We start from the raw sequence: 22,141 nt of genomic DNA, 5'->3' as shown, positions 1-22,141 counted from the left end.
GCCATATTATTGAATTTAGTGGCCGCGTCACTAGCAGGTGTTGTTATTCCGTCTATTTTAGACAAAATGAAAATTGATCCTGCGTTATCTGGTTCGGTAATTTTAACTACCGTTACCGATATTGTTGGGTTTGTTACCTTTTTAGGTTTAGGCAGTTTATTGCTTTTATAAGCCTTATACCAATTCGCTTAATTAAGTGAATTGGTATTACTAACAGGAAAATACAATGACCTTTGAAGTCATGATTTGGTGTGCAATTGCTTTGTGTATTTCACAATCGGCAATATTTTCGGGCTTAAACTTAGCGTTTTTTTCACTAAGTAGGCTTCAGCTTGAAATGGAAAGTGCAAAAGGGAACGAGGCGGCCATAAAAGTCATGGCCCTTCGAAACGACTCTAATTTTTTATTGTCGACTATTTTGTGGGGTAACGTAGGTATTAACGTACTACTTACACTACTTTCTGATTCGGTATTAATGGGCGCAAGTTCGTTTTTATTCTCAACTATCGCAATTACTATTATTGGTGAAATAACACCACAGGCTTATTTTTCGCGTAATGCGTTAAAAATGGCGAGCCTACTTTCGCCGTTAATTAAGTTTTATCAGATTCTGTTTTATATAGTTGCTAAGCCAACGGCTTTAATACTCGATGCATGGTTAGGCAAAGAGGGGATTACGTACTTTGCTGAAAGTGAGCTCAGAGGTATTATTCGCAAACACATAGAGGCTGAAGAAGCTGATGTTCAACATGTTGAGGGAATAGGCGCACTTAACTTTTTTAGCTTAGATGAAATAAGCGTAACCAAAGAGGGTGAGGTAATTGATCCAGACTCTATTATTGCTTTGCCTACTAAGCTTGATTTGCCTATTTTCCCAGACCTTACATTAACAACTGATAATGAGTTTTTACGCAAACTACATAAGTCAGGTTATAACTGGGTGATCATTACCAATGAAGACGGTTGGCCTTTATTAGTGGTAGATGCTGACGGCTTTTTAAGATCAGCGTTATTTGAGCCAGATACGTTTGACCCTTATCACTATTGTCACAGACCTATAATTGTTGCTGATGAAGCGATGCGTTTAAGTGAAGTGATTTTAAAAATACGGGCTAATCATTCTTTAGATAAATCGTTTGATGGGGCCATTGATCACGATGTGGTATTAGTGTGGAGCGATGTGAAACGCATTATTACCGGCGCTGATATATTTGGTCGGTTGCTCAAAGGTATGAGTGCACCAAAACTCGAACTGCATGAAAGTACAGAGAATAAAAAGCCGCTGTAAAGCGGCTTTTTTGTATTTAGTTGGATGGAGCTTTACGCCCAACCTTCGTAGCGCTTACGACGTGACAGCACTATCGTTAATATAATACCTAAAAACAGGCCTAAAAACGCAATAGCACCACCGTAAGTAAGTAGCTGGCGTTTCTCTTTTGAGCTAGCAGCTTCTTTTTGAGTGCGCTCTTGCTCTAGCGTTGTTTTAAGCTTAGTAATTTGAGCAGATAACTGCAGATTTTGATCTGTTAAAGTTTGGTTTTGTTCTTGTAGCTGTGGAAGTTCTATTTGAGCTTGGCGTAGCTTTTCTTGCATAGTGCTCATTTCGCTACTTAGTGTTTTGTACTGTTGGTGTAAGCCCGCTGTTTTAGTAATAAACTTAGTTTCTATCCAGCCTTCGCGGTCTTTATCATCTTTAATTTTTATAAAGCCGTTTTCTTCATTTGATAACAAGGTTAACTTTGTTCCAGCATCTACAGAGCCGAGTAGTCGATAATTTTTACTCGCCCCAGAGCGCATAAAAGTGTATAGATTATCGATAATATAAGCGGTGTTTGCATTCGTTGAATTTGCAGGTTGTGCTTCTTGTGCATAACTCATGAATGTGGTGGCTGTTAAAAGTAGCCCTAATAAACAATGTTTTAGCATTTATCTACCTTGTTGATCTAACTGCGTCCGTTATGAACGTGATTTTTATTTCACATAAGTAGTTAGATAGTATGGATTAAATAGATCAATAGCAAGACTGATATTGTAACCCAGTACGGTAACGCAGGAGTAGTTATCGAGTCCACTAGGTTACAAGCCTCACGCTATGATTAAATTGCTCCTAGATAGAACGAATTTTAATCCACAAAGGCCATCAAGCCCTAAAATAAGGTTAAAAAATTTGCATTGTTAAGGCGCTTTGTTTATTTTGAGCACTTATTTATTTTAAAGGTAATCCGCAAACCGAATGGATACTGAGATAGAACTGAAATTTTTGGTATCAGATGCCGTTATTCCACTGATCCCCTCGTTAATTACTCAATTTGCAAAAACGGTGAAGAATAAACCGTCTCGCAGCTTACAAAATGCATACTACGATACGCCAAGCAGAGAGCTTAGAGCGCTTGATATAGGCTTTCGAACGCGTTGTTCTGACAGCGAATGCGAGCAAACTATAAAGCTTGCAGGTGAAGTGGTAGGTGGTTTACACCAACGTCCAGAGTACAATTTACCAATTGAATCAAGCCGCCCTAATTTAATGGCGTTTGATGCTGATATTTGGCCTCATGGCATGCAAATAAGCGCCATCTCAAAAAACTTGTATCCAATATTTAGTACTAACTTCATTCGTCGTACTTGGTTAATTGAAACCGAAAGTGGCGCTAAAATTGAAGTCGTACTCGATAAAGGTGAAATTGCGGCTTCGGGTAAAATTGAAATTATTAGCGAGCTAGAAATTGAGCTAGTTGAGGGCAGTCGTAATGAGCTGTTTGCATTTGCAGATATACTAGTTAGCCAAAACTGCATACGCTTAGGTTTGTATTCTAAGGCCGCGCGTGGTTATCGACTTGCTGATGAAAAACCTTTAATGCCAAGCAAATCTATTGGTTTTGTACAATTACCAAAGTCGACTACTCAAGAGCGTGCTTTAGTTGAAGCCATGAACTTTGGCATTCGCTTTGTACAAAAGCACGAGCAATGCTATTTCGATAAGCCAAGTTTAAAAACACTTAAACGCGTAACTGACGGCATCAGTTTAATCCGCCATACTTTTTGGCTATACGACGATATAGTATCTAAAGAAAGTACAGAGCACTTACGTACCGAACTTAAATGGTTATTAAGTGAATTAGCGTGGGTAGAAAACGCGATTCAATTAAAAACGTACACGTCTAAACGCCATGCTTTTTATAAAAAAATTAATGCGGCGCCAGCACTTGCTCAAGTCATTGGAGACTTAAAAGAGTTACAGCCAAGCATTGACGATATAAATGCACTGTTTCACAGCGCACGTTATAATCGTTTATTACTATCGTTAACTACCTGGTTAATCGATAAGCAATGGCGTAAAGACTGGGGGCAAGCAGAGCTTCAAGCGGCTGAGCAAAATGTGTCGTCTATTGCCAATAGGCTTTTCAATAAAGACTGGAAAAACCTGCACGAGTTGCTTCCAAAGGAGCAAACACTCGATGTCGCTTCGTATTTAAACCTACGAACTCAGCTTGAAAATAGCCTACTGAGCGGTAACTGTTTAGGATCGTTATTTGATAAAGAAGAACGCCTAGAGTTTAGATTGCCTTGGCTTGATATTTCTCATGGTATTTATGAATTAAGTACGCTTGAGTATTTAAAGCAATTATGTGCAGGGCAAGAGGACGAACAGCTTGCAAAAATCCAGTCATGGCTTGAACAAAAGTCTGAATATTTGGTCAGTGCCATGGAGCAAAGTCGCCTTGCTTCACTTGACATAGAACCTTACTGGCAAAAATAAATGATGCGCTTTTGTAATAAAATTCAGTTGCAAAAGTGTTTATTCGTTATTTTTTTATTAGTTAGTTTTAACACTTACGCTGAGCCCATATGGCATTTGTATAAAAACAAAAATGGCGTAAGTGTGTATTATCAAAGCCACAGTGATAATACCTTTGAAGTAAAAGCGCAGATGAGCGTGAAAGGCGTATCCACCAATGAGTTTTTAGAATTACTTAGTGATACCGATGCCGCACCCCAATGGCTCGAAAATATATCTCAGGTAAAGGTTATTAAGCACATAAGCCCATCAGAAAATTTAGTGTACAGTTATTTTAATTCTCCTTGGCCTATTAGAGATAGAGATAGCATTACTTATTCTTGTTATTCACAGTTGACTGCAAATAAAAGCCAATTGCTTATTAAGGCTCGCCCTAATAAGCAGCCCAAAAACAATGGCGTTATAAGAATTACTACTTTAAATGCACGCTGGCTACTGAGTGAGGACAAAGGCCGCCTTGATATTGAGTACCAAGTATATGCTTTGCCTGATGGGGCAATACCTACTTGGCTAAGCAATAAGGTCGGATTGAAAAGTACTTACACCACATTTATGAACTTGCATCATATGCTCACAGATAAAAAATACACTCCAAAACCACCTGTAATCAAAGCAGGTCAATGCTAAATATCGAATATATAATAATTTAATGGTGTGTTGAGTAGTCTTTAACTACGCTTAAGCAATAATGACACGCTATTATTTGGAGAATTGATGAAGTATTTAGTGGCTATATTATGTTTGATACACAGCTCATTCTTATTAGCTCAAGAATATACCTTTGGTGTAGTGCCGCAATACGAGCCGCAAAAGCTAAATACTATTTGGCAACCTTTGTTAAAGCAAGTAAGTAAGCAAACGGGAATAACAATAAAGCTAATTACAGTTGAGTCTATTCCTGTATTTGAAAAAGCCTTTGCTAATGGCGAGTACGACTTTGCATACATGAACCCATGGCATAGTGTTGTAGCATACGAAAAACAGGGATATTTACCATTAATAAAAGATGCAGGGCGAAAGCTGCAAGGTATTTTGCTCGTAAACAAAGACAGTGATATTGATAATTTAAGCCAACTAGAGGGCGCTGAAATAGCATTCCCTGCACCTAACGCATTAGGTGCGTCATTATTAATGAGAGCTGATTTAGCATTGTTATACGGGCTAACAATAAAGCCTGTATATGTCCAAACTCATCCATCGGTATATTTAAATGTAGCACTGCACTCAACAATGGCGGGCGGTGGTGTAATGGGCACATTTAAACAACAACCAGAAAGCTTACAAAATAAACTCAAAATTCTTTATAAAACGCGTGAAATTAGTCGCCACCCAATTGTAGCCCATCCAAGGGTTGATCCTGCAATACAGTTAAAAGTGCAACAAGCTATTTTAGATATAGGGCAAAGCCCAGAGCATAAACATTTACTTGCAGGTATCCCAATTATTAAACCTAGTATTGCAACTTTAGCAGAGTATCAGCAGTTAACTCAGTGGGGCTTGCGCTCATTTTATGTTGAAAATTAGAGGGTTTCGTAGTTTAAGGGCGCAAAGCTTTATTGTTGTATTGCTTTGTGGCTTGCTTATGGCATGTCTTTTTATGTTTTACGCATTACCTGAACAAGCGCGTTGGGTAAACGATGGCCTTTCAAAGGCTGCTCAGCGTTCTTTAGCGCAGTTATCGACTTCTATAACGACTCCGTTGTTAACTAGGCAATATGCAGAGCTATATGAAGAAATAGACAGTCAACTTCAAACTCGCCCTAATTGGAAAAGTATTAAAATTGTTGACGTTGATTCAAAAAACCAATTGTATCCGCTTGAGAATTGGGTTGGAGCAAATGAAAACGGCGACATGCTGTTATCTCAACAGGTGGTATTTTTAGACAAACCGCTGGCTAATATTAGCTTGGTTGTTAATTTTACGAATGAAATTAACGAATCTTCAAAACTTCATTACACCTTAATATATATACAATTTATTATTTTAGTTATCGTTTTTATAGGTTTAGCTTGGCTGGTGGATTACAGGGTTACATCGCCTTTGAGGACGCTAAAACTTGGGTTTTCACGTTTAGCCAAAGGCGACTTTGATTGCCATATAGATAAACAACAACAAAATGAAGTGGGCAGTGTAATAAATGCATTTAATAATATGGTTGATGAGGTTGCGAATAACCATCAAAAATTAAATGCATTACGAATTCAAGCTGAGTCTGCAAGTAAAGCAAAGTCAGATTTTATGGCCAGTATGAGCCACGAATTAAGAACTCCATTAAATGCAATTTTAGGCTTAGCCCAGCTGTATGGATATGATGAGAGTGCTAATAAAGTACAAAAAGAAAACGCGAAAAGCATTTATCAAGCTGGAGAGCATTTACTATTACTCATAGACGATGTGCTTGATTTAACAGCTATTGAGTCGGGTAATATGCAGTTTAGTTTTTCTTATGTGCCTATTAAAAGCATATTAGAAGAGTCAGTAAAGCTTGTCACTGAGCTAATTAAAGGGCAATCAATAACACTGCAAACTCACGGTTTTGAGTCCTTAGAAGGGTTGAGTATTTATATTGATCAGCGCCGCTTTAAACAAGTGATGCTTAACTTGCTTTCAAATGCGATTAAATACAACAAACTAAATGGCAGCATTAATATTAATTGTCGGGTGTTAAGTAATAAACAATGCGAAATAGATGTAATAGATACCGGATGCGGATTTTCTCCAGATGATATTTCTCGCCTATTTAAACCTTTTGACCGCTTAGGCGCTGAAACCAGTAAAGTAAATGGAACCGGTATTGGTTTAGTGATAACTAAGCAGCTGGTAGAGCGTATGCAAGGGTCTTTGAGCGCACAAAGCGAGCAGCACAAAGGTTCTTGTTTTACGCTAAACTTTAACAGTTTTGATCAAACTGACTTGCCAGCACAAGTGCAAGCCCCTCAAATAACACAGCAAAGCTTAAATGCGGTAACGCTTCCTACGCTTGAGGTTTTAGTGGCAGAAGATCAAGTTACAAATCAGCAAGTGTTAAAACAGCAATTAACTATGCTTGGAGTGTGCTCTACTTTTGTAAGTAACGGTGAGCAAGCTTGGGAGGCCATACAAAATAAACGCTTTGATATTTTACTAACCGACATTCAAATGCCCTTACTCGATGGGTTAGGGTTAGCCAAAAAAATACGAGAAAACACTCATTTTGATGAACTGATTATAATTGCAATTACGGCCAACATTACCAAAAACAACATAGATAATTGCTATAGTTGTGGAATGAATGGCTTTTTAACAAAGCCTATTGAGCTTGTTAAATTAAAGTCGTTATTGATGGAGCATTCTCAAACTATGGTCAATACACGTTCAGAAAAATCAGATGGTGAAAATATAGCTTCAGATAGTTTTGATCAATTAGATATTACGCTACTAAAAGCAATGCTTGGTGATGATCCTAGCGTACATTGCATGGTATTTAATGCGTTTTTACAAACAGCAGGGGAGCAAATTAAATTAGCTAACGCGTATGCTAAAAGTAAAAACTATGTTGATTTAGCTTTTCAGGCTCATGCATTAAAGTCGTCTTCAAAGTCTGTTGGGGCTATTGAGTTGGCAAATATATGCCAGCAGATAGAAACACAGGCAGAAAACGAAACAGTTAAAAATGAATATATACAGCAGCTGGAAGAGCGCTTTAACGCTGTAGTCACACAACTTAAAAGCTATTGTTTACGATATGAAAAACGCACATAAAAAATGGCTCTTAAAGAGCCATTTTTTGTTTTAGGTATTTTAGTATTTAGCCGCTTGCCCTTTTTTGGGTAAAGCGTGCTGTATAAAGTCACGTAAATCGTTATTAGAGCTTTCTAAATCAGCGTGGCGAAGGTACATCATGTGTCCGCTTCTGTAGCCTTTAAAGCTCAAACGGTCTTTCATTTTACCGCTTGAGTCTAATTGCCATAACGTATATTTAGCGTCAAAGTAATTGGTTGCGCCATCAAAGTATCCTGATTGGATCATCACGTTTAAGTAAGGGTTTTGTGCCATTGCTAAACGTAGGTTTTCGCCTGTATTATTACCGGTTCTATCCCATGGATGGACATTACCAAATAAGTTATATTTTACATCAGTTTTATAGTTTAACTCTTCACGTAAGTAGTGATTAATTGCAGGAGTGAAAGAGTGTAACCAAGAGGTAAGTTCAGCCCAGTAGTCTGGGGATTCACCTGCGCTTCGTTTATCTATTCCTAAATAACGAGAATCTAAGCGGCCTACAGTTTTACCACGTTCACGTAGTAGCTCTTTCCAGAAAAACTGAGTTGGAATATCTAAGTTATTTTGTTCAACAAACTTTTCTGATAAGCCTGCGTAGTGCGCCATTTTTGTAATTATGCGTCGCTTCTCATCAGCATTAATAAAGCCACCTTTAGCAAGCGCAGGGATTAACTCATTTACAGTAAACTCTTCAACTTCAGGTAATAACTCATCAAGATCTTTAGCTTGTAAATCGGCGTTAAGTGCTTTGTGATACCAAGCAGTCGCTGCAAAGTAAGGTAGGCGGTTAGCGGCTTTAATCGGGCCGTCGCGCTTAATACCAATGTCAGTAGGTGATACGAGAACAACACCGTTTATGTACATCCACTGACTGTTTTGAAGCTCATGAGCGAGTCCAGATACACGTTTTGTACCGTAGCTTTCACCAATTAAAAATTTAGGCGAGCGCCAGCGCTGTGCTCTATTTACAAAAGTATTTAACCACTCAGCAAGGTATTTAATATCGGCATTAACACCAAAAAATAACTCTTTTTGTTTTGCTTTGGAAGGCAGTTCGCCTTTTTCGTTTTCAAGTACGCGAGAATAGCCAGTATTTACCGGGTTTACGTAAACAATATCGGCAATGTCAAGTACAGAATATGGGTTGTCTTTTACGCCATAAGGTTGAATTGGATAGCCTTCGTCATCAATTTTTAATACGCGAGGGCCAGTATAAGCAAGATGCATCCATACAGAAGCCGAACCCGGCCCGCCATTAAATGAAATAAGTAATGGGCGAGCTGTCCTGTCGTCAACTTTGTCACGTGTGTAGTAGGTGTATTGTAGTGTAGCAACCGCGTCGCCTTTATCATCCCATACAGGTTGTGTGCCTGTAGCTACGGTATAACTAAAACGCTGGCCATTAATTTTAGCCTTATGTTGGGTAACTACTTTGCTGTCTACATCAATACGACGTTGATTATCGGCAAGCGTGCTTGTACTAATTATTAATGCAATAACGGTTATCGGTAAACTGATAATACGACTAAGCTTCATTAGGTGTCCTTATTATTGTTGATACATCATTAAAGATAAAAATGAGTTAAATAACAAAAGTATTGAGACTAGTGGCCGATAATACTGGTTAAGTAAGGTATTAATACATTGAAAGGCGCGTATTAATCGCTTTTATAGTTATTTTGGATTTACTTTCTTTATTTAGTTAATTGCAAAATTCAGGTATATTGCGGCCTACTTGTATTGATTTTTTATACAGGCTATCACCAAAAAATCTAACGGATTACGCTTTCAAGCACATAAGTGCACTCTACACCGGATGTTTATGACTAATGCTATTGCAGTAATTGCGTGGTATTTGTCGTTTTGTGGTAAAACTAATTAAAGGTAAAGAGAAGCTTTATGCAAAGAGTATTAGTGGTTGAAGACAGTAAAGTAGTGCAGCAGGTACTTCGCCACTTAACTGCACAATACCTTGATGTGGCAATCGATTTTGCTTGGTCTTTAGCTGAATGTGCCACTTACGTAGAAAAATACGACTACACGCTTGCGTTAGTTGATTTAACCTTGCCAGATGCTCCTCACGGTGAAGTCGCAAAATATACTTTATCTAAAAAGATTCCTACGGTTGTTTTAACCTCAAAAATAGATGAGTACAAGCGCCAACAAATGCTTGAATTAGGTGTCGTTGATTATGTTATTAAAGATAATCGCGACTCTTACCATTACGCCGTTAAACTCGTTGCGCAATTGCTAAGAAACCAAGGTTGTAAAGCATTAGTAGCAGATGATTCATTACTGAGCCGCTCGTTAATGAAGCAAATGCTTGAAAAGCAATTGTTTGATGTGACAGATGCCCACGATGGACAACAAGCACTCGAAATATTAAAAGCTAATCCTGATATAAAGCTACTTATGACCGACTACGCTATGCCTTCTATGGATGGCTTTGAACTTGTTAAAGCGGTACGTAACTTTAGAGGCCGAGACGACTTAGCAATTATTGGCTTGTCGGGCGCGGGGAAACATGGCCTATCAGCGCGATTTATTAAATATGGCGCCAATGACTTTTTAACAAAGCCATTTATGAATGAGGAGTTTCATTGTCGAGTACTTCAAACAATGGAGCAACTATCGTTAATTTCAGATATTAAAGAAAGCGCGCATAGGGATCATTTAACAGGGCTTCATAATCGACGCTATTTTTATCAATATGCAGAAAAGCTCCTTAAAAGTAAAAACCAGAAAAATACTCTCGCATTGTTAGATATCGATTTTTTCAAAAATATTAACGATACATTAGGCCATGAGGGTGGCGATCAGGCTTTAAAGCAGGTTGGTTCATTAATCCGCACTACGTTTTCAAAGTTTACAGTTGCACGGGTTGGTGGAGAAGAGTTTGCCATAATATTACCTGAGATAGAGCTTGAACGTGGTCGTGAATACTTTGAAGCATTTAGAAAAAAGCTGGCTAGTTACGATTTTTCTATCAGCGATAAATCAATTAAAATTACTACAAGTATAGGCTTGGCAGACTTTCAAGACACTAGCTTGACGCAGGCAATGCGTGTTGCTGACAAAGCATTATACGAAGCTAAAAACCAAGGAAGAAACTGCGTGGTATAGCTCTGTTATATAAAGCTAAGCATGCAATTAATATATTGCACGCACCAATGTAGATAACTTGTTAAATTAACGCACCTAATTGGTGCGTTTTTTTTGTTATTTAGTTTCTGTTTTTCACTAACTTATTGTTTTAAAAAATATAAAAATAGTGGCACAAAGGTTGGATTGTTTAACCCAACAGGATAACAATAAAGAGTCCGAGGGGGCCGCTATGAAAATGATTAGTGCAATCATAAAACCATTTAAATTAGACGACGTGCGTGAAGCACTCGCTGATTTAGGAATTGAGGGGATGACAGTAGTTGATGTTAAAGGTTTTGGACGTCAACGAGGTCATACTGAGTTATATCGTGGTGCAGAATACCAAGTAGATTTTATTCCTAAGATCAAACTTGAAATTGCAACTCGTACTGAAAATTGTCAACGCGTTGTTGAAGCAATTACTAAAATTGCATCAACAGGTAAAATCGGTGATGGGAAAATTTTCGTGTACGACTTAGATCAAATTGTTCGTATCCGTACTGGCGAACTTGACGAAGAAGCAATTTAAGGGGGTCTCATGGAAAATACAATAATAGAACTAAAGTTTTCACTCGATACCTTCTATTTTTTAATATCAGGTATATTAGTAATGTGGATGGCAGCAGGTTTTGCCATGTTAGAAGCGGGCTTAGTTCGCTCTAAAAACACAGCTGAAATTTTAACTAAAAATGTCGCGCTGTATTCAATTGCATGTACGATGTTTTTATTAGTTGGCTACAACATTATGTATGTAGACAATGCCGAAGGTGGTTTTATTCCTTCAATAGGCGCTTTAATTGGCACACAAGCTGCTGATGCTGACCATTCTTTAGAATCTGATTTTTTCTTCCAAGTAGTATTTGTTGCAACGGCTATGTCGATTGTATCGGGTGCAGTTGCTGAGCGTATGAAGCTATGGGCTTTCCTTGGCTTTGCTGTAGTACTAACTGGTTTTATTTACCCTATTGAAGGTTACTGGACATGGGGTGGTGGTTTCTTATCTGAAATGGGCTTTGTAGATTTTGCAGGTTCTGCAATTGTACATGGCGCAGGTGCAGCTGCTGCACTAGCGGGTGTACTAATCCTAGGTGCTCGTAAAGGAAAATATGGTAAAAACGGTGAAATATACCCAATTCCAGGTTCAAACTTACCACTTGCTACACTAGGTACATTTATTTTATGGATGGGTTGGTTTGGTTTTAACGGTGGTTCTCAATTACTACTTTCGGATAAAGAAAACGCAACTGCGGTAGGTCAAATATTACTTAATACTAATGCAGCTGCTGCAATGGGTGCTATTGCTGCACTGTTTGTATGTAAGATACTTTGGGGCAAATCAGATTTAACCATGGTATTAAACGGTGCATTAGCAGGTTTAGTTGTAATTACTGCTGACCCACTTTCACCTTCTCCATTAATGGCATGTTTACTAGGTTTACTTGGTGGCTCATTAGTTGTGTTTAGCATTATAGCACTTGATAAAGTTAAGATTGACGATCCAGTAGGTGCTATCTCTGTACACGGTGTGTGTGGTGCATTAGGTATTATGTTAGTACCGCTAACCAATGGTGATGCAAGCTTTGTCAATCAGTTAATTGGTTTAGTGTGTATTCTTGCCTTTGTATTTGTAGCATCATTTATTGTTTGGACTGTGCTTAACAAAACAATGGGTATACGAGTAACTGAAGAGGAAGAACTAAACGGTATGGATCAACACGATTGTGGTATTGAAGCCTACCCAGAGTTTGTTTCTGTTAGAAATAGCTAATAGTTTATTTAAATAATAGTGTGTTTACATAAAGCCCTACTTCGGTAGGGCTTTTTTTGTTTCAGGGGGGGTTAACTTTTCGGATGTTAGGATATGCCCAATATGCTAAGCTCACACTCGTGAATAACCCTTGGAATAAATTACACTTAAATGGCCGACAATAAAAAAACACCTACCAGCAAACCTGCAGCTAAACGTGCTAGTAAATCGTCAAGCACGACAAAAAAAAGCACATCAAAGGGTAGTAAAAAAACAGTGAATCCCACTGTTAAACGCTCTTTTATGAGAAAAACATGGTCAGTGTTTTGGAAATTCAGCTTGGCTGTTTTTATTGCAATGGCAATGTATTTCATTTATTTAGATTCAAAAACTACACGTATATTTGAAGGTAATAAATGGCAACTTCCAGCGCAAGTGTATGCTCGTTCTATGGAGTTCTATCCGGGGCAATTTTTATCAAGCCAAGAAGTTGTGTTTGAGTTAGAGCGTCTACATTATTCATCTGTTAATAGATTAAGCAGAACAGGGCAGTTTGTTAAAACAGCAGATAGCATCAAGATTTATCGCCGTGATTTTGAATTTTATGATGGCCTTGAAGAATCACATATTATTGAACTTCGTTTTGCAGGGCAAAAAGTTGCGACTATTAAAGATAAGTTCGGCAGGCGTTTAAACTCTGCTCGCCTAGAACCTGTGCAAATAGCGCGAATTGGCAACGACTCTAAACAAGATAGAGAATTTGTACCGCTAGATAAGTTCCCAGCCATGCTTAAAGATACGCTACTGGTAGTTGAAGACCGTGATTTTTATGATCACCATGGTGTGTCGGTGTTTTCTATTTTACGTGCGCTTTATTCAAATATTAAAGCGGGACGCACCGTTCAAGGTGGCAGTACGCTTACTCAGCAATTAGCTAAAAATATTTACCTCACGCGTGAGCGTTCTTTAGTACGAAAAATAAATGAGGCCTTTATTGCCCTTATTTTAGATTATCGCTATTCAAAAGATCAGATATTAGAAGCTTACTTAAATGAGGTATACCTAGGGCAGTCATACAACCAAGGTATCCATGGTATGGGGCTTGCTTCTGACTTTTACTTTTCAAAGCCTGTAGACGAGCTTGAGTACGATCAAATTGCTCTGCTGGTGGCAATGGTTAAAGGCCCATCTTATTACAACCCACGTCGTTATAAAGAGCGCACAATGGAGCGCAGGGACTTAGTGCTGCGTCTAATGGTCGAAAATAAGTTACTTAGCACAAAAGAGTACCGTGCATCGCTTAATCGCCCAATTGATATTGCGCCAATGAAAGCCAGTTTACAAAAATCATACCCAGGCTATTTAGAGCTAGTAAACAGAGAGTTAAATGAATTATTACCTGATCAGCAAACACTTGATGCAGGCGTAAGAGTATTTACTTATTTTGACTTGCAAAAGCAAACAGCAATGGAAGAGTCGATTGAAAAGAGTTTACCGTACTTGGAAAATCGCCCTAGAACTGAAAAACTAGAAGCAGCCATGATCTCTGTTAATGTAGAAAAAGGCGGTGTTTCTGCACTTATTGCTGGTCGCGATGTTCGATATTCAGGATTTAACCGTGTTTTAGACACAAAACGTAATATAGGCTCGCTTGTAAAACCTGCCGTGTATTTAACCGCACTGCAATTGCCACATTATAATTTAGCTACTTTGCTTGATGACTCGCCAGTACAGGTCACAAATGAGCAAGGTAAAGTGTGGCAACCAGAAAATTTTGACCACCAATACCGTGGTGCAATTCCACTTTATAAAGCATTTAGTAACAGTATAAATATCCCAGCGGTTAATTTAGGCCTCGATGTAGGTGTTGATAAAGTAGTAAATACATTGAAAGGTTTAGGCGCAACAGGGGCGATAGACGAATACCCATCGCTGCTTTTAGGGGCTGTTGAAATGTCGAGTTTTGAAGTGGCTCAGCTTTATACAACAATTGCTGCAGATGGCGAATATAAAAAGCTCACTGCAATTTCGGCATTAACTGACTCTGTTGGTAAAGTACTTTATAAGCATAAAGTAAATGCAGAGCCTCGTTTTGATAAATCTGCAATGTATATGACCAAATACGCAATGAAACGCGTAACGAAAGATGGCACTGCTAAACGCTTAAATTTACACTTTCCGTCAATCCAGCTCGCTGGTAAAACAGGGACCAGCAACGATTTACGTGATAGTTGGTTTGCAGGCTTTGATCAAAATACAGTGACTGTTGCGTGGCTTGGTCGAGATGACAACAAAAGCACTGGTTTAACAGGTAGCGTAGGCGCATTAGAAGCATATATTCGTTACTTAAAACCACTTAACCCACAAGCAATAGCTGATACGCGTCCACCATCAATACGCTGGGCATTTGTAAATGAACAAACGGGTAAGCAGGCACCACCAGGATGTGGCAAGGTGATTCAGCTACCGCTTAGGGCGAGTGAGTTCGAGCCTAGGCCACAATGTATTCGTTAATAAAACAGAGCCCTTAATAATAAAACCGCTAACTCAGCGGTTTTTATTATATTTAGCTTAACTATCTAGCAGTTCGAATTAGTAATTAAATAAATTTTAATTGGTTTTATTACCATATTTTTTAGAAATTATTTAAAAATTAGTGAGTATAACTAATTTTTAAATAGCATTATTCGAGATTAAAAAAAGCTTTTGTAAATATTTTGTTTACGTTGCGGTTATTTAAATTATTGCTGGTTGATATTCTTTTTTTATTTCTTTAAATTAACACTTTAAATTTTTATATTATACAAATAAATACGCTAAAATCATTTTAAGTGTTTGTTTTTATTTGTTTTTAATTTTAATTTTATCTTGGATTAATTAACATATTTACAATTTGTACTCTTTTGTTACTCTCTGTATGCATTTTGTTTAAAGTGCTAAAATAATTATAAACTTTACAGGGATAAGAATATGAAAAATATATTCAAAAAAAATCTTACAGCAATAGCGGTTCTTGCTTCTCTCGGGGTTACTCTCCCAGCAGCTGCATCTGATGTTGTAGGGTCTATTAATAATATTTCTACTACTGCAGGGTATACAGTAAAAGTCAAAAACCCAGCAACAGGGTTAGAAAGAACACTAAGTATTTCTGATGATGGATCTTTTCGTTTTGCATCTTTACCTTCTGGTAGTTATCAAATACAAATTATAAAAAATGGTGCTGTTGTTGCAGAAGATAACGTTCGAGTTTCGTTAGGAGCAAATGCAAGAGCCAGTTTTGATTTAGCTCAAGTTAGTGACTCTGGGCCTGAAGTAATCCAAGTATTAGGTGCTCGTATATCTTCAATTGATTTAACTACAGCTGATTCGGGGTTAGTAATTACTGATGCTGAAATAGACCGTATGCCTATAAACAGAGACCTTACATCTGTTGCGCTATTAGCGCCAGGAGCGGTTAAAGGTGATAGTGCATTTGGAAACACCGCTTCTTTTGGTGGTTCATCGGTTGCTGAAAATGCATGTTATATAAACGGGTTAGAAGTTACTAATACTCGCCAAGGTCTTGGTTGTGGTGAAGTACCTTTCGAATTTTACGACCAATTTCAAGTTAAAACAGGCGGTTATTCCGCGAAGTTTGGTCGTGCAACCGGTGGTACTATTAATACAACTACTAAAAGTGGTACAAATGAGTGGGAATTTGCGGCAGTCGTACAATTTCAACCTGACTCTTTACAAGAAGAGGGCAGCATCTCTCGTGGTAATAATGGCGCTGGCCAAATTTTCAGAGATGAAAGCCTAGATTCAGATAGCAAAACTGATGTAACGTTTTCTGCTGGTGGTCCACTAATCGAAGATACACTGTTTTTCTACGGCTTGATAAACCCAAGGGATACAGAATCTACATATACTTGGGGTGGAGATGAGTTCTCGCCAAATGATCAATACCGCAACGAATCAGCTTCTGGTGGTGATAATTTATTCTGGGGTGGTAAGCTTGATTGGGATATTAATGAAAACCACAGATTAAGCTACTTTGCGTACTCTAACCGTCGTGATATTGAGCGCTCTGTTTATGAATATGATAATGGGACAGTTGGAGATCGTATTGATGGCGCTCTTCTCAAGCGTGGTGGTGAAGCGCAAAGTTTAAGCTACACAGGTGTGTTAACTGAAAACTTAGTAGTGACGGCAATGGCTGGTAATATTAAGACAGAGTATGAAACACAATCTGAGAACTTAGTTTGTCCTTCAATTACAGATTCACGCGGCACAGCTAACCCAATTACAGGTTGTGGCGCAGGTGGTAGTTTTGGTGCTAATAATGATGAAAACACACAATACCGCTTAGATGTCGAGTATGTCTGGAATGATCATGAAATAACATTTGGTATAGATTATCAAGAGCGTAAGTCAGAAAATGTAAGTAGCCCAATTGGCGGGCATAGTTATGACTACAGAACTTTAGCGGATAATGGTAGTTGGCAAGCTGATAACGGTGCATTGACAAATAATACAGGAGCTGCGCTTGATTATGTAGAGGATCGTATCTTCGATGGTGGTGGTAGTTTTGAATCAGAATTAACCGCTTACTACATTGAAGATCAGTGGCAAGTAACTGATGATTTCTCTGTAAAAGTTGGCCTACGTATTGATGAATTTGATAGCTGGGGTACTACCGGTAAACTATTAACTAGTTTTGAAACGGATATAGCTCCTAGATTAGGTTTTACGTGGGATCCTACGGGTACTGGCGATACTAAGGTATATGGTACATATGGGCGTTATTACTTACCAGTTGCTAATAACACTATTTTTAGAGCTGCATCTGGTGTTAGTGATATCACGACAGCTTATACTTATACTGGTGTTGATTCACAAACTGGTGCCCCTACAGGGCTATCACCACTTGCGGACACGCTTGGGAGTGGCGGAGCTCAAAACTCACAGCAAGTAAGTGGCGTGCCTGTAATACCTGAAAAAGATATTTTCCAAGCTCAAGAGGCGGAACCATTTTCTAAAGATGAATATATTATAGGTATACAGCAAGCCTTAAATGATGAATATACAGTTGGTGTAAAAGGTATTTACCGTGAAGTTGCAACTGCACTAGATGATTACTGTGGACGATATGCATACCCATACTGTGTAATGATAAACCCAGGTGACTCTTCTAGTTGGTACAGCGATGGTTACTATTGGAATGGTACAGATTGGGGGGATTCATCTTTTGATAATGACGGAGTTCCAGATAGTGGTTCGTTAACTACTTATTCGGCGGATACGATAGGCTTACCTAAAGCAAATAATGAGTATACAGCAGTTGAGTTTAGCTTAGATTACAAGGCTGATACTATTCGTTACCAGTTTGGCTATACATGGGCTAGAAGTGTTGGTAACTTTGAAGGCGCTGTTAAATCAGATATTGGTCAAGCAGATGCTGGTATTACTCAAGACTTTGACTTCCCTGCTGTTATGGATGGTTCACAAGGCTATCAACCTAATGATAGACGCCATACCTTTAAGTTCTTTGGTAGCTGGGAGCCTATGGAGGATCTAACCGTTGGCTGGAATGCAACCTTACAAAGTGGTCGTCCTAAAAGCTTATTTGGTCAAGGTTATCCGTCAAATGATCCAAATTTAAACGGTGGTTGGGGAGATACTTTTTACATCTACACTAACGAATGCCCTGATACAAACAGCAATGGCGAGTGTGAGCAAGATGAAAAAATCTATGAGAAGCACAGCCGTGGCACGAATGGTCGTACACCTTGGGTATTTAACTTAGATTTATCTGCCGCTTACGACTTTACTATCTCAGATATTGATATGAGAGCATCTGTTAATGTCTTTAACATTTTCAACTCACAAACTGAGTCGTCGTTGAATGAGCACTATGAGCAAAATGAAGGCGAAGTAAATGCTTATCATGATGCTGCGTACTCTTGGCAAACCCCGCGTTATGTTCGATTAGGTATCGAAGCTCGCTTCTGATATTACTAATTACCTCTACTAAAAACCCTTCTGAATAGAAGGGTTTTTTATTTTAAAATTACTTGTTTTTTAACGCTTAAGATTTAAAAAACTGCATTGATTTGGTTAAATCATTAGATAAGCGACTTAATTGCTGTGCATCTTGTAGCGTTGATTGAGCCGATGTTAGCGTTTGATCTGCTAAATTACTCACCTCTTGCGAATCATTCAATGCTTGTGTTGTTGCATTTGATTGCTGTTTAACACGCTCTGCAATTACTTCACCTTGATGTTTAATATCGCCCATACTTTGCTCTGCACTTTGCAATACTTCATTGGTTTGATTGGCTGCTTTTACTGATTGCTCCATTTTTTCAACACTTGAGCGCATTTTTTGCTGGGTGTCGTCAGATGCTTGTTGTAAAGAGCTAATAATTTGATGTATTTCTTGGGTTTGTGTTTGTGTACGCTGAGCAAGTGTTCTTACCTCATCAGCTACAACGGCAAATCCACGGCCATGCTCGCCGGCTCGCGCGGCTTCAATAGCGGCATTAAGTGCAAGCAAGTTTGTTTGATCGGCTATTTCACTGATCCCTTTACTTACTTTGCTAATTTCTTGGCTATCTTGTGCTAGTTTATCGAGCGCTTGTTGGCTCTCTGCAAATTCAATTTGGAGGTCTTGCATATATTTAGCAAGCTCCATTGTATTATCTGAACCTTGTTTCACATGAACTGCAGCATTTTGTGCGGTAAGCGTAGCTTGATGCGCTGACTCTTCAACTGCAAGTGCGTTTTGAGCCATATCGCTTAGTGCATTATAAATGGCATTGACTCGAATTTGCTGTTTTGAAACATCATTGCTTGTTTCGCTACTCGCATGTGATAGCGATTTAGTTGCGTCGCATAGCTCTTCTGTACTTGCTTTAACATCAAATAATAAATGTGAAAATGCATTAAGTAATGCATTGTAGCGCGATGCAATAATTCCCATTTCATCATTAGTGCTCGAATCGATAGTGGCATTTAAGTCGCCATTCGCGGCTCTATTAGCGGCATCAGCAAAGCGATTAATGGTATCAACAACTGCAAAATAAAAACCAATCATCAAATAAAATGCAAATAGCAAACTGATCAATGAAGCAGCTAAAACAAGATTTCGTGTCCACTGTTGAGTTTGTAGTTTTGCCTCAATAAGGCTCTCAAGGGTTGGAATGCTCTTACTAACAAGTTGATTAATACTGCTGTGAACATTGTTTGTTAGTTTAGTAAATTCTGATTGAGTTAATAGAATATCGTCTGGCTCAAGTAGTTTTTCATCTATCGCGTTTTTAAATGCACCCACAGCACTGTGTAAACTAGTTAAAGGAGGCATGAGCGCTTTGTTTACTGATTTATCTGCATTGGTGGCTACATTGAGTATTTTATCGAGTTGTTTTTCGTATAAAGGAAGTGACTTATTAAAATTTGAAAGTGCTATAAACGTATCGGGCGTAAAACGGTTACTAGCTAAAACAGTATTAGCGCTTTGCGCTGTTGAGTTTATTTGCATTATAAGTGCAGGAATTGGCGTGACTAAAGAGCGGTTTACATAAGCGCTTGCTAACTGACTGTCTAAGGCTAGATTTGATTGAATAGAAACAAGTTCAAGTACTTCATTTGCTTGTGTGTCTTTTATGTCAAAGCCGAGTGAGCGAGCTATTTTTATATTTTGATTCGTATCTCCCTGCATTTGATTTGAAAGTATAGCTCTGTAGCCTTTTAAGCCTTGCTGTTGCATTTTTGAAACAGTAATACTTTCACTTAATAACGAGACTAAAAAAAACAAACTAAGTGATAGAGGAACGAGTAAAATTCCAAACATTAAGCTGATTTTAGTTTTGTATTTTAAGTTTGCCATTAGCTGGATAGCGGGAAAAGAAAATTGGCGTAATCCTGACATAAGGCTCTCTTGTATTTTTTGTAATAGAGTAAAGGTGAATAGACCTTGTTATGCTTAATTATCATTCATTTATAGTACACTACAAATAAAAAAAGCCCTTTCGGGCTTTTTTCAATCTTTAGTCTTAATTACATACTTAAAAACAAGTGGTTACAAATGTATAAATAGTAATTTTTAGCTTAAAGTTTAGCAAACGAGCGTTCCGCTGCCGCTATTGTGTCTTTTACTTCTTGCTCAGTATGCGCAGCACATACAAAACCAGCCTCAAATGCTGATGGGGCAAGGTAAACGCCTTCTTCAAGCATGAGGTGGAAAAAACGTTTGAAGCGCTCTAGGTCACACTCAGTTGCTTGCTTGTATGTCGTTACTTTTTCAGCATCAGTAAAAAAGAATCCATACATGCCGCCCGCATAGTTAGTTGTTAGCGCAACACCGGCTTTTTTAGCACCAGCTTCAAAGCCTTCACAAATTGCTTTTGAAATAGCTTCTAACTTATCGTGAAGGCCAGGCTCACTTAATAGCTCAAGTGATTTTAAACCTGCAGCCATTGCAATAGGGTTACCAGAAAGAGTACCAGCTTGGTAAACTGGTCCTACAGGCGCAATGTAATCCATTATTTCAGTTTTACCACCAAACGCGCCAACTGGCATGCCGCCGCCAATTACTTTACCTAAACACGTAAGATCTGGTTTAATGTTGTAATAAGCTTGTGCACCGCCAAGTGCAACACGAAAGCCTGTCATTACTTCATCAAAAATAAGTACTGATTTATATTCGTCACACACATCACGCAAACCTTCTAAAAAGCCAGGCACTGGTGGAATACAGTTCATGTTACCGGCTACTGGCTCTACAATAATGCAGGCAATTTCGTCTGCGTATTTTGCAAAAATAGCTTTTACTTCATCTAGATTATTAAACGAAACTGTAAGTGTATGCTTAGCAAAGTCTTCAGGAATACCTGGAGAATTAGGCACACCCATTGTTAGCGCACCAGAACCTGCCTTAACTAATAACGAGTCAGCGTGACCGTGGTAACAACCTTCAAATTTTAATATTTTATCGCGACCGGTAAAGCCACGTGCTAAACGAATTGCACTCATTGTTGCTTCAGTGCCTGAGCTAACCATGCGTACTTTTTCGATTGATGGAACTAGCTCTTTTACTTTTTCAGCCATTAATATTTCGGCTTCAGTTGGTGCGCCATAGCTAAGGCCATTTTCTACAGCTTCGTGTACAGCTTGTTTAATTGCAGGGTGATTATGGCCCATGATCATAGGCCCCCAAGAGCCAACATAATCAATGTAACGATTACCGTCGGCATCAAATGTAAACGCGCCTTCTGCTTTTGTAATGAATAGTGGCGTACCGCCTACACCATTAAAAGCACGAACTGGTGAGTTTACGCCACCAGGAATAGAAGCTTGGGCGCGTTCAAATAAGTCTTGGCTAATTGTCATGAAAAATCCTATAAATTGTCACTTAAAAGAGGGTTAGCTGTCGCGTTTGCGGCTAAACCAAGGTACGTCTACTTCATACTTATCGACTTTGTTTTCTACGCCGAGTGTTAAAGCAAACAGTGCCATACGAATTAATACGCCATTTTGTACTTGGCGGAATATTGCTAAATTGTCGTTACTGTTTAAGTCGTTATCAAGCTCGTTGGCTTCTAAGCGACTGTCACGTGGAAGAGGATGCATTAATACAGAGTTAGGCTTACAGTGAGCGCTGTAAATAGATTGGCTAATCCTAAAACCGCCACGGTATTTATTTGCTTCTTCT

The 22,141-nt window shown here is 38.5% G+C and carries 15 protein-coding genes and 1 pseudogene; 11 read left to right on the top strand and 5 right to left on the bottom strand.

The genetic code is table 11. The features are described from left to right. On the top strand, window positions 1-171 hold a 171-nt coding region (locus L652_RS1000000124540; RefSeq protein WP_173400221.1), incomplete at its 5' end, for a magnesium transporter. A gap of 55 nt (window positions 172-226) precedes the next feature. Continuing rightward, entirely contained in the window at window positions 227-1,288 is a 1,062-nt protein-coding gene (locus L652_RS0110890; RefSeq protein WP_024596278.1) for a CNNM domain-containing protein, read from the top strand. A gap of 32 nt (window positions 1,289-1,320) precedes the next feature. On the opposite strand, the gene L652_RS0110885 is transcribed toward L652_RS0110890, so the two are convergent. Next, window positions 1,321-1,926, bottom strand: coding sequence for a TIGR04211 family SH3 domain-containing protein (locus L652_RS0110885; RefSeq protein WP_002958928.1), 606 nt, complete (start codon window positions 1,924-1,926; stop codon window positions 1,321-1,323). Window positions 1,927-2,233: 307 nt separating this feature from the next. On the opposite strand from L652_RS0110885, the gene L652_RS0110880 reads away from it, so the two are divergent. The 4 genes from L652_RS0110880 to L652_RS0110865 all read left to right on the top strand — a co-directional run bounded on the left by L652_RS0110880 (window position 2,234) and on the right by L652_RS0110865 (window position 7,538). After that, on the top strand, window positions 2,234-3,757 hold the full coding sequence (locus L652_RS0110880) for a CYTH and CHAD domain-containing protein (protein ID WP_024596277.1): 1,524 nt from the start codon (window positions 2,234-2,236) through the stop codon (window positions 3,755-3,757). After that, window positions 3,758-4,423: an START domain-containing protein gene (locus L652_RS0110875; protein ID WP_024596276.1), complete on the top strand. Its 666-nt coding sequence runs from the start codon at window positions 3,758-3,760 to the stop codon at window positions 4,421-4,423. It begins immediately after the preceding gene. Window positions 4,424-4,510: 87 nt separating this feature from the next. Further along, window positions 4,511-5,320: a phosphate/phosphite/phosphonate ABC transporter substrate-binding protein gene (locus L652_RS0110870; protein WP_024596275.1), complete on the top strand. Its 810-nt coding sequence runs from the start codon at window positions 4,511-4,513 to the stop codon at window positions 5,318-5,320. A gap of 73 nt (window positions 5,321-5,393) precedes the next feature. Further along, the gene (locus L652_RS0110865; protein WP_253947712.1) at window positions 5,394-7,538 is read left to right on the top strand and encodes an ATP-binding protein; all 2,145 of its coding nucleotides are present in this window, start codon (window positions 5,394-5,396) and stop codon (window positions 7,536-7,538) included. Window positions 7,539-7,577: 39 nt separating this feature from the next. Here the strand turns inward: L652_RS0110865 and L652_RS0110860 are convergent, their stop codons facing one another. After that, window positions 7,578-9,095 carry a carboxypeptidase gene (locus tag L652_RS0110860; protein WP_024596273.1) on the bottom strand — a complete coding sequence of 506 codons (1,518 nt, stop codon included), beginning with the start codon at window positions 9,093-9,095 and terminating at the stop codon, window positions 7,578-7,580. Between the two features lie 363 nt (window positions 9,096-9,458). On the opposite strand from L652_RS0110860, the gene L652_RS0110855 reads away from it, so the two are divergent. The 5 genes from L652_RS0110855 (at window position 9,459) to L652_RS0110835 (ending at window position 18,441) form a co-directional block, all read left to right on the top strand. Further along, on the top strand, window positions 9,459-10,682 hold the full coding sequence (locus L652_RS0110855; protein WP_002958922.1) for a diguanylate cyclase: 1,224 nt from the start codon (window positions 9,459-9,461) through the stop codon (window positions 10,680-10,682). A gap of 211 nt (window positions 10,683-10,893) precedes the next feature. Continuing rightward, complete coding sequence (locus L652_RS0110850; protein WP_004587162.1) at window positions 10,894-11,232, top strand: P-II family nitrogen regulator; 339 nt, start codon at window positions 10,894-10,896, stop codon at window positions 11,230-11,232. 9 nt (window positions 11,233-11,241) lie between these two features. Next, a complete protein-coding gene (locus L652_RS0110845; protein ID WP_024596272.1) occupies window positions 11,242-12,471 on the top strand; it encodes an ammonium transporter in 1,230 nt (409 codons plus the stop codon). Window positions 12,472-12,621: 150 nt separating this feature from the next. Then, complete coding sequence (mrcB, locus tag L652_RS0110840) at window positions 12,622-14,964, top strand: penicillin-binding protein 1B (protein WP_024596271.1); 2,343 nt, start codon at window positions 12,622-12,624, stop codon at window positions 14,962-14,964. Window positions 14,965-15,420: 456 nt separating this feature from the next. Then, window positions 15,421-18,441, top strand: a complete 3,021-nt coding sequence (locus L652_RS0110835) for a TonB-dependent receptor (RefSeq protein WP_024596270.1) — start codon at window positions 15,421-15,423, stop codon at window positions 18,439-18,441. A 76-nt stretch (window positions 18,442-18,517) separates the two neighbouring features. Here the strand turns inward: L652_RS0110835 and L652_RS0110830 are convergent, their stop codons facing one another. The 3 genes and pseudogenes from L652_RS0110830 to L652_RS0110820 form a co-directional block, all read right to left on the bottom strand. Further along, window positions 18,518-20,359, bottom strand: a complete 1,842-nt coding sequence (locus tag L652_RS0110830) for a methyl-accepting chemotaxis protein (RefSeq protein ID WP_024596269.1) — start codon at window positions 20,357-20,359, stop codon at window positions 18,518-18,520. A 179-nt stretch (window positions 20,360-20,538) separates the two neighbouring features. Continuing rightward, window positions 20,539-21,819 carry a glutamate-1-semialdehyde 2,1-aminomutase gene (gene hemL / locus L652_RS0110825; RefSeq protein ID WP_024596268.1) on the bottom strand — a complete coding sequence of 427 codons (1,281 nt, stop codon included), beginning with the start codon at window positions 21,817-21,819 and terminating at the stop codon, window positions 20,539-20,541. A gap of 33 nt (window positions 21,820-21,852) precedes the next feature. Next, window positions 21,853-22,141, bottom strand: a pseudogene (locus L652_RS0110820) (aspartate carbamoyltransferase); the annotation flags it as partial.

The sequence above is a fragment of the Pseudoalteromonas sp. TB25 genome (genome assembly GCF_000497995.1).
Classification (GTDB): domain Bacteria; phylum Pseudomonadota; class Gammaproteobacteria; order Enterobacterales; family Alteromonadaceae; genus Pseudoalteromonas; species Pseudoalteromonas distincta.
This window is presented reverse-complemented; position numbering and strand designations above follow the sequence as displayed.